Source organism: Stenotrophomonas sp. YJH_SMC_81, assembly GCF_059370875.1.
This window is the reverse complement of record NZ_JCAFUB010000002.1, coordinates 328174-341305: the sequence shown is the minus strand read 5'-3', so window position 1 is coordinate 341305 and position 13132 is coordinate 328174. Positions and strand designations below refer to the sequence as shown.

At 66.4% G+C, this 13132-nt stretch carries 12 protein-coding genes; 8 read left to right on the top strand and 4 right to left on the bottom strand.

Going from position 1 to position 13132, the window contains the following annotated elements; translation table 11 throughout:
• Nucleotides 1–27: 27 nt before the first annotated feature.
• Both AC5P8U_RS05155 and glmS read right to left on the bottom strand, forming a co-directional pair.
• Nucleotides 28–459 carry a CBS domain-containing protein gene (locus AC5P8U_RS05155; protein WP_005411115.1) on the bottom strand — a complete coding sequence of 144 codons (432 nt, stop codon included), beginning with the start codon at nt 457–459 and terminating at the stop codon, nt 28–30.
• Nucleotides 460–906: 447 nt separating this feature from the next.
• Nucleotides 907–2745: a glutamine--fructose-6-phosphate transaminase (isomerizing) gene (gene glmS, locus AC5P8U_RS05150; RefSeq protein WP_111007814.1), complete on the bottom strand. Its 1839-nt coding sequence runs from the start codon at nt 2743–2745 to the stop codon at nt 907–909.
• 203 nt (nt 2746–2948) lie between these two features.
• Here glmS and AC5P8U_RS05145 point away from each other — a divergent pair, with 203 nt between their 5' ends.
• The 7 genes from AC5P8U_RS05145 to AC5P8U_RS05115 all read left to right on the top strand — a co-directional run bounded on the left by AC5P8U_RS05145 (nt 2949) and on the right by AC5P8U_RS05115 (nt 10731).
• Nucleotides 2949–4226 (top strand): efflux RND transporter periplasmic adaptor subunit, encoded by a 1278-nt coding sequence (locus AC5P8U_RS05145; RefSeq protein WP_072167215.1) that lies wholly within the window; start codon nt 2949–2951, stop codon nt 4224–4226.
• Nucleotides 4227–4254: 28 nt separating this feature from the next.
• Nucleotides 4255–4977, top strand: a complete 723-nt coding sequence (locus AC5P8U_RS05140) for an ABC transporter ATP-binding protein (protein WP_005419487.1) — start codon at nt 4255–4257, stop codon at nt 4975–4977.
• 10 nt (nt 4978–4987) lie between these two features.
• Nucleotides 4988–6286, top strand: a complete 1299-nt coding sequence (locus AC5P8U_RS05135) for an ABC transporter permease (protein WP_072167216.1) — start codon at nt 4988–4990, stop codon at nt 6284–6286.
• A gap of 20 nt (nt 6287–6306) precedes the next feature.
• Nucleotides 6307–7524 carry an ABC transporter permease gene (locus AC5P8U_RS05130; RefSeq protein ID WP_072167217.1) on the top strand — a complete coding sequence of 406 codons (1218 nt, stop codon included), beginning with the start codon at nt 6307–6309 and terminating at the stop codon, nt 7522–7524.
• A 16-nt stretch (nt 7525–7540) separates the two neighbouring features.
• Nucleotides 7541–7912 (top strand): PDZ domain-containing protein, encoded by a 372-nt coding sequence (locus AC5P8U_RS05125; RefSeq protein ID WP_172412113.1) that lies wholly within the window; start codon nt 7541–7543, stop codon nt 7910–7912.
• Nucleotides 7913–8035: 123 nt separating this feature from the next.
• Nucleotides 8036–9382 carry a sigma-54-dependent transcriptional regulator gene (locus tag AC5P8U_RS05120; RefSeq protein WP_072167219.1) on the top strand — a complete coding sequence of 449 codons (1347 nt, stop codon included), beginning with the start codon at nt 8036–8038 and terminating at the stop codon, nt 9380–9382.
• Nucleotides 9379–10731, top strand: a complete 1353-nt coding sequence (locus AC5P8U_RS05115; RefSeq protein ID WP_005419497.1) for a sensor histidine kinase — start codon at nt 9379–9381, stop codon at nt 10729–10731. Before AC5P8U_RS05120 ends, AC5P8U_RS05115 begins: the two co-directional genes overlap by 4 nt.
• A gap of 56 nt (nt 10732–10787) precedes the next feature.
• Here the strand turns inward: AC5P8U_RS05115 and AC5P8U_RS05110 are convergent, their stop codons facing one another.
• Both AC5P8U_RS05110 and glmU read right to left on the bottom strand, forming a co-directional pair.
• Nucleotides 10788–11321, bottom strand: coding sequence for a GNAT family N-acetyltransferase (locus tag AC5P8U_RS05110; RefSeq protein ID WP_072167220.1), 534 nt, complete (start codon nt 11319–11321; stop codon nt 10788–10790).
• Nucleotides 11290–12657: a bifunctional UDP-N-acetylglucosamine diphosphorylase/glucosamine-1-phosphate N-acetyltransferase GlmU gene (gene glmU, locus AC5P8U_RS05105; protein ID WP_072167221.1), complete on the bottom strand. Its 1368-nt coding sequence runs from the start codon at nt 12655–12657 to the stop codon at nt 11290–11292. Before glmU ends, AC5P8U_RS05110 begins: the two co-directional genes overlap by 32 nt.
• 83 nt (nt 12658–12740) lie before the next feature.
• Here glmU and AC5P8U_RS05100 point away from each other — a divergent pair, with 83 nt between their 5' ends.
• On the top strand, nt 12741–13124 hold the full coding sequence (locus AC5P8U_RS05100) for a GtrA family protein (RefSeq protein WP_061479886.1): 384 nt from the start codon (nt 12741–12743) through the stop codon (nt 13122–13124).
• Nucleotides 13125–13132 lie beyond the last annotated feature (8 nt).

Below are 13132 nucleotides of genomic sequence, written 5' to 3'. Positions count from 1 at the left end.
GCTTCTCTGCTTCCAGCGCTGCGGCCCTCAGTGGGCGGCCATGTAGATGTCCTGCAGCACGGCCTTTTCCAGTTCCAGCTCGCCCAGCAGGTTCTTCACGATATCGCCCAGGCTGAGGATGCCGACCAGGCGGGTGCCTTCGGTGACCATCAGGTGACGGCGCCGCGAGTACGTCATCAACGACATGGCCTGTTTCAGCGTGGCTTCCGGCGCAATGCCCTCCAGACCGGTGGACGGCAGGCTGGAAATCACCCGGCGGCCGGCCTGCGGGCCGTCGTCGGCCAGGGTGCGCACGATGTCCTTCTCGGAAATGATGCCGACCGGGGCATCGTCCTTCATCACCACCAGCGCAGCGATCCTGTTCGCGCTCATCTTGTGGGCGGCGGCACCGATCGTGTCTTCGGCATCGATGGTGATGACAGCTTCTTTCTTGGATTGCAGGAGTTCGCGGACGTTCATTCTTGTTTCCTGGTGCAGGTCACTGAAGTCAAAAAAGTGTGCTCTTCCGATACGCCCCCTCCCCGGGAACAGACCTTTCAGCGCACGTCTGGCGCACCCGTCTGCCGCTTGGAATCACTCGGCAGACGATGTGCTGCAACGCGAACGAGGCGGGTTCAATCGCTCAACCCTAACCTCGGCCAGATCGATTCTACGACTGCGACCCTCGGTCACTACCGGCATCGATAGGACAGTTCGTCGTGGGAACCAACTGACGATCCAGAGAATGGCACCGCGGCTGAAACCGCCGCTGAATACAGGCGGCTTCGCGCATTAAAGAATGATTGCCTGCTGCCGACGACGGACAGAACGCCCGGCAGCTGTCCCACTTCGCACTGCGTCCGGCACAAACGAAAGGGGCCTCGCAGGCCCCTTTCGCATGCAGCATCCCACAACTCCGGGAATGCCTTACTCCACCGTCACGCTCTTGGCCAGGTTGCGCGGCTTGTCCACGTCGGTGCCGCGTGCCAGCGCGGTGTGGTAGGCCAGCAGCTGCACCGGGATGGTGTGCACGATCGGGCTGAGCACGCCGGCATGGCGCGGCGTGCGGATCACATGTACGCCTTCGGACTCATTGAAGTTGCTGTCCTGGTCGGCGAACACGAACAGCTCGCCACCACGCGCACGCACTTCCTGCATGTTCGACTTCACCTTCTCCAGCAGGCTGTCGTTCGGCGCGATCACCACCACCGGCATGTCCTCGTCCACCAGCGCCAGCGGACCATGCTTCAGCTCACCGGCCGGGTAGGCCTCGGCGTGGATGTAGGAGATTTCCTTGAGCTTGAGCGCGCCTTCCAGCGCGATCGGGTAATGCAGGCCGCGGCCCAGGAACAATGCGCTGCTCTTGCGCGCGAAACGCTCGGCCCAGGCGGCGATCTGTGGCTCCATGTTCAGGGCGTGCTGCACGCTGCCCGGCAGGAAGCGCAGCTGCTCCAGGTAGTCCGCTTCCTGCGCCGCGTCGATGCGGCCATGCAGCTTGCCCAGCACCACGGTCAGCTGGAACAGTGCGGCCAGCTGGGTGGTGAAGGCCTTGGTCGAGGCCACGCCGATCTCGGCGCCGGCGCGGGTGTAGCAGACCAGTTCGCTGGCGCGCGGGATCGCACTTTCCGGCACGTTGCAGATCGACAGCGTGTGCTGGTGGCCCAACGATTTGGCGTACTTCAGCGCTTCCATCGTATCCAGCGTTTCGCCGGACTGCGAGATGGTCACGATCAGATGCTTGGGGTTCGCGTAGGCCGCGCGATAGCGGTACTCGCTGGCGATCTCCACGCTGCACGGCAGGCCGGCGATGGCTTCGATCCAGTAGCGCGCGGTCAGGCCGGCGTAGTAGCTGGTTCCGCAGGCAATGATCTGCACGCCTTCGATGCCCGACAGCACCGCTTCGGCGTTCTTGCCGAACAGCCCGGCCGGGAAACCACCGGCATCGATCGCCGCCTCGATGGTGTCGCCCAGCGCGCGCGGCTGCTCGTGGATTTCCTTCTGCATGAAGTGGCGGTACGGGCCCAGCTCCAGCGATGCCAGCGATACGTCGGACAGATGCACGTCGCGCTCGACCGGCTGGTCGTGCTCGTCGAAGACGCGCACGCCATCGCGGCGGATCTCGGCGGTGTCGCCCTCTTCCAGGAAGATCACCTTGCGGGTGGCCGAGATCACCGCCGAGACATCCGAAGCGACGAAGTTCTCGCCCTCGCCCAGGCCGACCAGCAGCGGGCAGCCCATGCGCGCGCAGACGAAGCGCTCCGGCTCGGCGCGGCTGACCACGGCCAGCGCATAGGCACCGGTCAGTTCCTTCACCGTGTGCTGCAGTGCCACCAGCAGATCGTCGCCATCCTTCAGATGATGATGGATCAGGTGCGCGATGACTTCGGTATCGGTCTGCGATTCAAACGTGTAGCCCAGCGCGCGCAGCTTCTCGCGCTGCTCTTCGTGGTTCTCGATGATGCCGTTGTGCACCAGGGCCACACCGTGGCTGATGTGCGGATGTGCATTGGCCTCGGTGACACCGCCGTGGGTGGCCCAGCGGGTGTGGCCGATGCCCAGCACCGCATTGAAGCCCTCGGCCTCGGCCGCCGTAGCCATTTCCGACACTCGACCGGTACGACGGACACGACGGACTTCGGGGCGCTCGGCCTGGTCGATCACCGCGATGCCCGAGGAATCGTAGCCACGGTATTCAAGGCGCTTCAGACCCTCGATCAGTACCGGTACTACGTCGCGATCGGCGATTGCACCCACGATTCCACACATGTCACGCGTTTCCTTGAAGACGATTGCCGCATTCTAGCCTGCGTGTCCGGCTTCCCCCTCCTGTCCGCTTAATGAAAGTGTCCGGAAAGGTGTCCGCGGACACCCGGACACTTCCCCGAAAACCCCAACCCCTTGACCTGAAAGGAAATAAAGTTGGCACGCTACGTGCTTGGTATTGGCTACCACCGTCAGGCACGCACCCGATGATCCGCGACACTTCCGCACAGGACCAGATCGTTTCCTCCGCCCCGGCCGGCACCACCCGCGCAAGCTGGCATCGCTACCGCTGGCCGGCGCTGGGCGCCATCGCGCTGCTCGCCGGCATCGGCTGGGCGGTCCATGCCTGGTCCAATGCCAGCCGCTCCTTCGACAGCAGCCGCGTGCGCATCGCCGAGGTGAAGCGGGGCGACCTGGTCCGTGACATCGCTGCCGACGGCCGCGTGATCGCCGCCAACAGCCCGATCCTGTACGCGATCTCGGCCGGTACCGTGGACCTGAAGGTCGTCGCCGGTGACGTGGTCAAGAAGGGCCAGGAGCTGGCGATCATCGACAGCCCGGAACTGCGCAGCAAGCTGGCCCAGGAACAGGCAACGCTGGCCGGCCTGGAAGCCGAGGCCAGCCGCGCCGCGCTGGACGCGACCCTGGCCCGTGCCAAGTCACGCAAGGAAACCGACCAGGCCACCATCGAACGTCAGGCCGCCGACCGCGACCTGCAGCGCTACCAGCGCGGCTACGACGGCGGCGCGGTACCGCAGATCGACCTGGCCAAGGCCAAGGATTCGCTGAAGAAAGCCGACATCGCCCTGGCCAATGCCACCACCGATGCGCGCCTGCAGAGCCAGGGCGCCGACCTGGATGCCCGCAACAAGCGCCTGCTGGCCGACCGCCAGAAAGCGGTGGTGGCCGAAGTGCAGCGCCAGGTCGATGCGCTGACCCTGCGCGCGCCGTTCGATGGCCAGGTCGGCCAGGTGCAGGCCGTGCAGTCCACCAACCTGGCCGCCAACGCGCCGGTGCTGGGCGTTGTCGATCTGTCCAAGTTCGAGGTCGAGATCAAGGTGCCGGAAAGCTTCGCCCGCGACCTGGCGATCGGCATGCCGGCGCAGCTGACCGGCGGCAACGGCCAACCGTTCCCGGGCGAGATCAGCGCGGTGTCGCCGGAAGTGGTCAACGGCGAGGTCAACGCCCGCGTGCGCTTTGCCAGCGCGCAGCCGGAAGGCCTGCGCCAGAGCCAGCGGATGTCGGTGCGCGTGCTGCTCGATACCCGCAAGAACGTGCTGAAGGTCGAGCGCGGCCCGTTCGTCGAACAGGGCAACGGCATGGCCTACGTGATGGATGGCCGCACCGCCGTGCGCCGCCCGGTGGAACTGGGCGTCAGCAGCCTGGGCGAAGTGGAAATCAAGTCGGGTGTGCAGCCGGGCGACCGCATCGTGGTCTCCGGCAGCGACCTGTTCAAGGACGCCGAACGCGTCTCCGTCAACTGATACCTGAATCCTGGAGAGAGGACACCCCATGTACATGCTCGAAATGCGTTCGGTCGCCAAGGTCTTCCGTACCGAACAGGTGGAGACCCACGCGTTGCGCTCACTGGAACTGCAGGTCAAGGAAGGCGAGTTCGTCGCCGTCACCGGCCCGTCCGGTTCCGGCAAGACCACTTTCCTCAACATTGCCGGCCTGCTGGAAACCTTCACCAGCGGTACCTACATGCTGGACGGGCAGGATGTGAGCACGCTGGGCGACGACGCCCGCAGCCGCCTGCGCAACCAGAAGATCGGCTTCATCTTCCAGGGCTTCAACCTGATCCCCGACCTGAACCTGTTCGACAACGTCGACGTGCCGCTGCGCTATCGGAAGATGAGCGCCAACGAGCGCCGAGAGCGCATCGAGAAGGCGCTGACCCAGGTCGGCCTCGGTTCGCGCATGAAGCACTACCCGAACGAGCTGTCCGGCGGCCAGCAGCAGCGCGCGGCCATCGCACGCGCCCTGGCCGGCAGCCCGCGCCTGCTGCTGGCCGACGAACCGACCGGCAACCTGGACACGCAGATGGCGCGCGGCGTGATGGAACTGCTGGAGGAGATCAATGCCGCCGGCACCACCATCGTGATGGTCACCCACGACCCGGAACTGGCCGCGCGTGCGCAGCGCAACGTGCATATCGTCGACGGCCAGGTCACCGACCTTGTGCGCGAGCCGGTACTGGCCACGCCACGCCACATCGTCGCCGTCAACGAGTGAGGGCATTCCCATGTTCGCCTACTACGCCCGATTGGCGGTACGCAGTTTCCGCCGCAACAAGGTCCTGACTGCGCTGATGGTGGTGGCCATCGCCCTCGGCATCGGTGCCTCGATGACCACCCTGACCGTGTTCCACGTGCTGTCCGGCGACCCGATCCCCGGCAAGAGTGACCGGCTGTTCTATGTGCAGCTCGATGCCGCGACCGGCGCCTACGTCGCGGGCGAGGAGCCGGAAACCCAGTTGACCCGCTTCGACGGGGAAGCCCTGCTGCGCGAAGCCAGGGGCGAGCGCCAGGCGCTGATGAGCGGCGGAGGCGGCACCATCGAACCGGACAACAGCACCCTCAAGCCCTTCAGCATCGACACCCGCTGGACCTCGGCCGATTTCTTCCCGATGTTCGAGGTGCCCATGCAGTACGGCCGCCCGTGGACGCGCGAGGACGACGAAGGCCGAGCACGCGTGGTGGTCATCTCCAAGGCGCTCAACGACAAGCTTTACCAGGGCGCCAACAGCGTAGGCCGCGACCTGCGCATGGAAGGCCAGAGCTACCGCATCGTCGGCGTGATGAAGGAGTGGAGCCCGGAGCCGCACTTCTACGACCTGACCACCGGCAGCTACGGCAAGAACGAGGACCTGCTGCTGCCGATTTCCACGTCCTTCGACCTGAAACTGGGCAGCAACGGCAACATGAACTGCTTCGGCGAAAATCCCGACGGCAACAGCTACTCGCTCAATGCGCCGTGCGCGTGGCTGCAGTACTGGGTGGAGATGGACCCGGCCAAGGCCGCCGACTACCGCCGCTACCTGGAGAACTATTCGAGCCAGCAGCGCCAGGCCGGCCGCTTCAAGCACCCGCCGAACGTGCGCCTGCGCACCGTGATGGAATGGCTGGACTTCAACGGCGCGGTGCCCAGCGACGTGCGCCTGCAGCTGTGGCTGGCACTGGGATTCCTGGGGGTCTGCCTGGTCAACACGGTGGGCCTGCTGCTGGCCAAGTTCCTGCGCCGCAGTGGTGAGATCGGCGTGCGCCGCGCACTCGGTGCCAGCCGCGGCCAGATCTTCCTGCAGTGCCTGGTGGAAGCCGGCGCAGTCGGCGTGGTCGGGGGCGTGCTGGGCATCGGCCTGGCCCTGCTGGGCCTGTTCGCGGTGCGCCAGCAACCGGTGGAGTACGCAAAGCTGGCCCACCTGGACGGCAACATGCTGCTGCTCGCGCTGGGCTTGACCCTGTTCGCCAGCCTTGCCGCCGGTTTCCTGCCTGCCTGGCGCGCCATGCAGGTCACTCCGGCCATCCAGCTCAAGTCGCAGTAAGCACCCGAACGAGGACTCCCATGGACATCCGCCCCATCCTCAGCACGCTGCGCCGGCACAAGACTGCCGCTGCCCTGATCGTGCTGGAAGTCGCACTGACCTGCGCCATCGTCTGCAACGCGCTGTTCCTGGTCAGCCAGCGCGTGGAGAAGATCAGCATGCCCAGCGGCATCGCCGAGAACGAACTGGTGATGCTCCGCGTCAGCGGCATCGGCAAGCAGACCGATGCCATGGCCCGCACCCGTGAGGACCTGGCGTCATTGCGTGCGCTTCCCGGCGTCAGCAACGTCACCATCATCAACCAGGTGCCTTTCCGCAACGGCTCGTCCAGCAGCAGCATCTCGCGCGAGGTCGACCAGGAACGGCCGACCACCAACGCTTCGATGTACACCCTCTCGGAGAACGGGTTGGCCACGTTGGGCATCAACCTGATCGCCGGCCGTGACTTCCTGCCCGGCGAGTACCAGAACTTCGAAGACGTCAGCAAGGGCGGCGCCAAGGAAAAGGCCATCCCGGTGATCTTCACCCAGTCCACTGCCGCCAAGATGGAACCCAACGGCAGCGCGCTGGGCAAGACCTACTACATGGGCAAGCAGCCGCTGCACGTGGTCGGCATCGTCGACACGCTCAGCACGCCCAATGGCTGGAATGACAACTGGACCAACTCGATGCTGCTGCCGGTGCGGCGCACCTTCGACGACGGTGGCACCTACATGCTGCGCACCTCGCCGGAACGCCGCCAGGAAGTGCTCGACGCCGGTGCAGTCGCGCTGGAGCGCAACGACCCCAACCGGCTGATGCGCGACAAGCTGACCTATGAAGACCAGCGCAAGGACTTCTTCAAGAACGACCGCGCGATGGTTGGCCTGCTGATCACCGTCAGCATCTCGCTGCTGGTGGTCACCGCATTGGGCATCATCGGCCTGGCCAGCTTCTGGGTGCAGCAGCGCAGCAAGCAGATCGGCATCCGCCGCGCGCTCGGTGCCACCCGCGGGCAGATCCTGCGCTACTTCCAGACCGAGAACTTCCTGCTGGCCTCGCTGGGGATCGTGCTGGGCATGCTGGCGGCCTACGCGATCAATCTGGCACTGATGAACCTGTACGAGCTGCCACGCATGCCCCTGTACTACCTGCCGCTGGGCGCGCTGCTGCTGTGGGTGCTGGGCCAGGTCGCGGTGTTCGGGCCGGCCAGGCGCGCAGCAGCGGTCCCGCCCGCAGTTGCAACGCGGGGCGCGTGAGATGCGTGCCTGCCGGATGCTGTTGATGGCACTGCTGCCACTGCCGGCGCTGGCCGGCGGTGGCAGCTCGCAGACGCTGGAATGGCGCCAGGATGATGCCCGCCTGGCGCTCCGCTCGACCGAGGGCCAGGTACGGGTGGAAGCCGCGCGTCCGGAAGCCCGCTTCGGCGTGCGCAGCGGCGACCGCATCCTGCGCCTGGACGATACGGCTGTGCGGCGGATCGAGCATCTTGCCGATGCACTGCGGCATTCCAGTGCCCCGACTGCGTACCTGTTGCTGCGCCGCGACAAACGCGAGCTCACCGTGCCGGTGGACGCCGCCTCGTGGCGGCTGGCGCTGGTCGCTCCGCCACCGCCGGCACCACCGCCTCCACCAGCGCGGCGCTGAAACCAGCCCGCCCTCGTCGCCACGGCTTTGGCTATGCTTGATGGGTGGCGCCGGGCTCTCCCGGCGTATGGATACGAACACGGCTCCATCGGCGCCGCCCATCCCTTTCTGCAGAACTGCTTGATGCCTTCGATCCTGATCATCGACGACAACGCCAGCGTGGGCACCGCGCTGGACGTGCTGTTCTCCCTGCATGACATCGACACCCTGCAGGCGCAGAGCCCGGCCGAAGGGCTGGCCCTGCTCGAGTCGCAGCCGGTCGACCTGGTGATCCAGGACATGAATTTCAGCGAGGACACCACCTCCGGCGAAGAAGGCGAAGACCTGTTCGCACAGATCCGCGCGCGCCACCCGGACCTGCCGGTGATCCTGCTCACCGCCTGGACCCACCTGAGCAGTGCGGTGGACCTGGTCAAGGCCGGTGCCGCCGACTACCTGGCCAAGCCCTGGGACGACCGCAAGCTGCTGACCACGGTCAACAACCTGCTCGAGCTGTCCGAGGCGCGGCGCGAGCTGGACCGCCGCCGCAGCCGTGAGCTGCGCCAGCGCAATGCGCTGGAAGAGAAGTACGAGCTGTGTGGTGCGGTCTTCGCCGATCCGGCCAGCGAGCGCGTCATCGCGCTGGCCTGCCAGGTCGCGCGCTCCGAACTGCCGGTGCTGATCACCGGCCCCAATGGTGCCGGCAAGGAGAAGATCGCGCAGATCATCCAGGCCAACTCGCTGGTGGCCAAGGGCCCGTTCATCACAGTCAACTGCGGCGCCCTGCCCTCGGAACTGATCGAGGCCGAACTGTTCGGTGCCGAGGCCGGCGCATATACCGGCGCCAACAAGGCACGCGAGGGCAAGTTCGAAGCCGCCGACGGCGGAACGCTGTTCCTGGACGAGATCGGCAACCTGTCGCTGGGCGGCCAGATGAAGCTCCTGCGTGTGCTGGAAACAGGGCGCTTCGAGCGTCTTGGCTCCAATCGCGAGCGCCAGGTCAAAGTCCGTGTGGTCAGCGCGACCAATGCCGACCTGCCGGCGATGATCCGCGACGGCACCTTCCGCGAAGACCTGTACTACCGCCTCAACACGGTGGAACTGGTACTGCCACCATTGGCCGAGCGCCCGGGCGACATCGTGCCCCTGGCCGAGCGCTTCCTGACCGCCGGCAAGCCACTTTCCAGCGCCGCCACCGCGGCCTTGCAACGGCACCCCTGGCCCGGCAACGTGCGCGAACTGCGCAACGTGATCCAGCGGGCCGAGCTGCTGGCGACCGGCAACCGCATCGAAGTGGCCGACCTGAACCTGCCGCGTGCCGCACCTGCGCCGCGACCGGCACCCAGTGCCGGCAATGATCCCGACCGTGCGCGCATCGAGGATGTGCTGGCGCGCAACCACGGCGTCATCGCCCAGGCCGCCGCCGAACTCGGCCTGAGCCGCCAGGCACTGTACCGGCGCATGGACCGGCACGGCATCCCACGCGAATGAAACGGCGCTCGTTCACCTTCCGCCTGTTCCTGCGCCTGCTGCCGGTGCTGGCGCTGGCCGCCGCGTTGCCGTGGCTGCTGGCCTACTGGATGGACCATGGCTGGGTGGTGACCACGGTGTCGGCGCTGATCCTGCTGTCGCTGATGTGGTGGACCCTGCGCCGTGCCACCGCGCCGGTACGTTCATTGATGCGCGCCTTGGCCGGCACCACCAGCAGCTACCGCGACGGTGAGTACAACTTCGGTGTGTACTGGCCGGGCAACGACGAACTGGGTGACCTGGTGCAGGCGCACCGCGAACTGGGCGACGTGCTGCGCGAGCAGCGGCAGGGCCTGGTGCAGCGCGAACTGCTGCTGGACACCATGGTACAGAACACCCCGGTGGCGATGCTGCTGATTGCTTCCGGCGGCGATGGCATCGCCCGCGTGGTGTTCTCCAACCTGGCCGCGCGCAAGCTGCTGCATGGCGGCTGGAAGCTGGAAGGCCAGCGCCTGGAAGAGGTGCTGGAACAGGTGCCGGTGGAGCTGCGCGATGCCATCGCCCGTGGCGGCGACAGCCTGTTTGCGGTGCATGCGGAAGGCGAAGACGGCGATGAGGACGACGAACAGGTCTATCACCTTTCACGCCGATCTTTCCAGCTCAACGGCCGCCCGCACGACCTGCTGCTGGTACGCCTGCTCACCGCCGAACTGCGCCGCCAGGAAGTGCAGACGTGGAAGAAGGTGATCCGGGTGATCAGCCACGAGCTCAACAACTCACTGGCACCGATCGCCTCGCTGGCCCACTCCGGTGGCGTGCTGGTGCAGCGCGAGCGCTTCGATCGGCTGCCGGAGATCTTCACCACCATCGAAGACCGCGCGCGCCACCTGGAAGGATTCATCCGTGGCTATGCGCGCTTCGCCAAGCTGCCGCAACCGCAACTGCAGACCGTGCACTGGGCGCCCTTCCTGTCCAGCCTGCGCCAGCAGATTCCGTTCAGCATGGAACGTGAACCGGACGAGGAACTGAGCAGCCGGATCGACATCGCGCAGTTCGGGCAGGCGCTGTTGAACCTGCTGAAGAACGCGCATGAAGCCTGTGCCGAAGCCGATCCGCCCAATGATGACGTGCAGGTGCAGCTGACGCGGTTGCCGCAATGGCTGCGCCTGGATGTGCTGGACCGTGGCAAGGGCATGAACGAGCAGGTGCTTCAGAACGCGCTGATGCCGTTCTACTCGACCAAGCGCAACGGTACCGGGTTGGGACTGGCACTAACCCGCGAGATCGTGGAGGCGCACGGTGGGCGGGTGTCGCTGCAGAACCGCGGTGATGGCGGGCTGTGCGTGTCGATCCTGTTGCCGGTGGGGTGAGCGGGCCAATCGGGTAGATCCACGCCATGCGTGGATGTGCCGACCGGGGTCGGCACCTACCAGACCCGCCGCATCGCCACCCGCAGGTGCATCGGAAACCCGAGCGCAGCCTCTTCGGCCATGACGGCGCGCAGGCCATCGTTCCACTCCGCCTCCGGCACTTCAACGAATCCTTCGCTGGCATAGAAGGCTGCATTCCACGGTACATCGCTCAAGGTGGTCAGCACCGCTGCAGCAAAGCCGGTGGCCCTGGCCTGCGCCAAGGCATGCCGCAGCAATGCACGGCCATGGCCACGACGCGCGTGCGCTGGATCCACATCCATCTGCAGGACATGGAACTCGCCTGCCAGGTCGCCGGCCAGCAGGTAGCCGGCAATGCCGCCGCCGGCGCCATCCACCACCCAGAGCTGTCCACGCTCACGGCCTTCCTGCAGCGTCGGCAGGTCCAGGCCGTGGCCGGCAAACACCGGATAGGCCTCGTGGCCCCTCAGCAGTTCACCGGCACGCTGTTCGATCGTCGGCAGCACACCCAGCTCATCGGTGCGCGGCACCCGTGGCTCAGGACTTCTTGACCGGGCGCTTCCAGCCATCGATGGTTTCCTGTCGTGCACGTGCCAGCGTCAGCTTGCCGTCCGGCGCGGTGCGGGTGATGACCGACCCGGCAGCGATGGTCGCGCCCTCGCCGATGGTGATCGGCGCCACCAGCGAGGTGTTGGAGCCGATGAAGGCGTTGTCGCCGATGGTGGTGGTCGACTTGTTCACGCCATCGTAGTTGCAGGTGATGGTGCCGGCACCGATGTTCACCCTGCTGCCGATCACCGCGTCACCCAGGTAGGTGAGATGGTTCGCCTTGCTGCCGACGCCGAGGGTGACCTTCTTGGTTTCGACGAAGTTGCCGACGTGTACGCCATCGGCCAGCACGGTACCCGGCCGCAAGCGTGCGAACGGGCCGATCTGCGCGGCACCTTCGGTGACCACGCCTTCCAGGTCGCAATGCGCGCGCACTTCGGTGCCGGGCCCCAGGTTGACGTCCTTCAGCCGGTTGAACGGGCCTACGGTAACGCCGTCACCGAGCACGACGTTGCCTTCAAGAACAACGTCGACATCGATCAGCACATCGCTGCCCACGGTGACGGTGCCACGGATATCCAGGCGTGCCGGGTCGCGCACGCGCGCGCCCTGAGCGCACAGAGCACGCACCGCACGGCGCTGCCAGGCGCGTTCCAGCTGCGACAGCTGCCACGGATCATTCGCGCCCTCAGCCTCCTGTGCATCGGCGACCAGGGCCATCTCGGCCGGGGTGTACTCATGCGCGGCGAACGCGAACACATCGGTAAGGTAGTACTCGCCCTGCGCATTGCTGTTGGACAGCTGCGACAACCAGCGGCGCAGCGCGGTCGACTCTGCGGCGATGATGCCGGTGTTGATCGTGCGCACGCGCAGCTGGTCGTCGGTGGCGTCCTTCTGCTCGACGATGGAGCCCACCTTGCCCTCTGCATCGCGCAGCACGCGGCCGTACCCGCTCGGGTCATCGACATCGGCCACCAGCACTGCCAGCCGGCCCGGCTGCGCGAGCAGGTCGCGCAGGGTCTGCGCGCGGATCAGCGGCACATCGCCGTACAACACCAGCACCTGCGCAGCGTCGGGAACCTGCGGCATTGCCTGCGCCACTGCGTGGCCGGTACCGAGCTGCTGGGCCTGTTCGGCCCACTGCAGGTCGGGCTGGCCGGCGAAGTACCGACGCACCGCCTCGCCACCATGGCCGTAAACCACGTGGATGGCCGCCGGCTGCAGCTCGCGGGCCGCATCGATCACGTGCGCCAGCATCGGCTGGCCGGCGATCGGCTGCAGCACCTTTGGCAGCACCGACTTCATGCGCTTGCCGGCGCCGGCGGCGAGGATGATGACGTGCAGGGCTTGGGTCATGGGAGCAGCAGTCCGTAGTTCGTTGCCGGTGATTCTAGAGCGTGGGCCGTTAACATGGGCATCCCTCCTCCTTCACCATGCCGATGAGCCTGCTCCGCCAGGGAAGCACCTACCTTGTGATCGGGCTCGTGCAGCTGCTGGTCGATTGGCTGGTGTTCGTGGTCGCCACCGCGCTGGGCATGCCGGTCGCGCCGGCCAACATCGCCGGTCGCCTGGCCGGCATGCTGCTGGGCTTCTGGCTCAACGGCCGCTACACCTTTGCCGAGGCCGGTGCCGGCAAGCTGGGATGGAAGCGCTTCGCACGCTTCTTCGGGCTGTGGCTGCTGCTGACGGCAGCGAGCACGCTGCTGGTCAGCCTGGTCGACCAGGCGCTGGGCCTGCAGTACACGTGGCTGGCCAAGCCGCTGGTGGAAGGCGGGCTGGCGTGCGTGTCGTTCCTGTTGATGCGCCATGTGGTGTATCGCTGATCGCGGTC

Coding starts and splice junctions, on each gene's coding strand:
- AC5P8U_RS05145 (WP_072167215.1), top strand. CDS start 2,949: ATGATCCGCGACACTTCCGCACAGGACCAGATCGTTTCCTCCGCCCCG.
- AC5P8U_RS05120 (WP_072167219.1), top strand. CDS start 8,036: ATGCCTTCGATCCTGATCATCGACGACAACGCCAGCGTGGGCACCGCG.
- glmS (WP_111007814.1), bottom strand. CDS start 2,745: ATGTGTGGAATCGTGGGTGCAATCGCCGATCGCGACGTAGTACCGGTA.
- glmU (WP_072167221.1), bottom strand. CDS start 12,657: ATGACCCAAGCCCTGCACGTCATCATCCTCGCCGCCGGCGCCGGCAAG.
- AC5P8U_RS05110 (WP_072167220.1), bottom strand. CDS start 11,321: ATGGCTGGAAGCGCCCGGTCAAGAAGTCCTGAGCCACGGGTGCCGCGC.
- AC5P8U_RS05130 (WP_072167217.1), top strand. CDS start 6,307: ATGGACATCCGCCCCATCCTCAGCACGCTGCGCCGGCACAAGACTGCC.
- AC5P8U_RS05115 (WP_005419497.1), top strand. CDS start 9,379: ATGAAACGGCGCTCGTTCACCTTCCGCCTGTTCCTGCGCCTGCTGCCG.
- AC5P8U_RS05100 (WP_061479886.1), top strand. CDS start 12,741: ATGAGCCTGCTCCGCCAGGGAAGCACCTACCTTGTGATCGGGCTCGTG.
- AC5P8U_RS05135 (WP_072167216.1), top strand. CDS start 4,988: ATGTTCGCCTACTACGCCCGATTGGCGGTACGCAGTTTCCGCCGCAAC.
- AC5P8U_RS05125 (WP_172412113.1), top strand. CDS start 7,541: ATGCTGTTGATGGCACTGCTGCCACTGCCGGCGCTGGCCGGCGGTGGC.
- AC5P8U_RS05140 (WP_005419487.1), top strand. CDS start 4,255: ATGTACATGCTCGAAATGCGTTCGGTCGCCAAGGTCTTCCGTACCGAA.
- AC5P8U_RS05155 (WP_005411115.1), bottom strand. CDS start 459: ATGAACGTCCGCGAACTCCTGCAATCCAAGAAAGAAGCTGTCATCACC.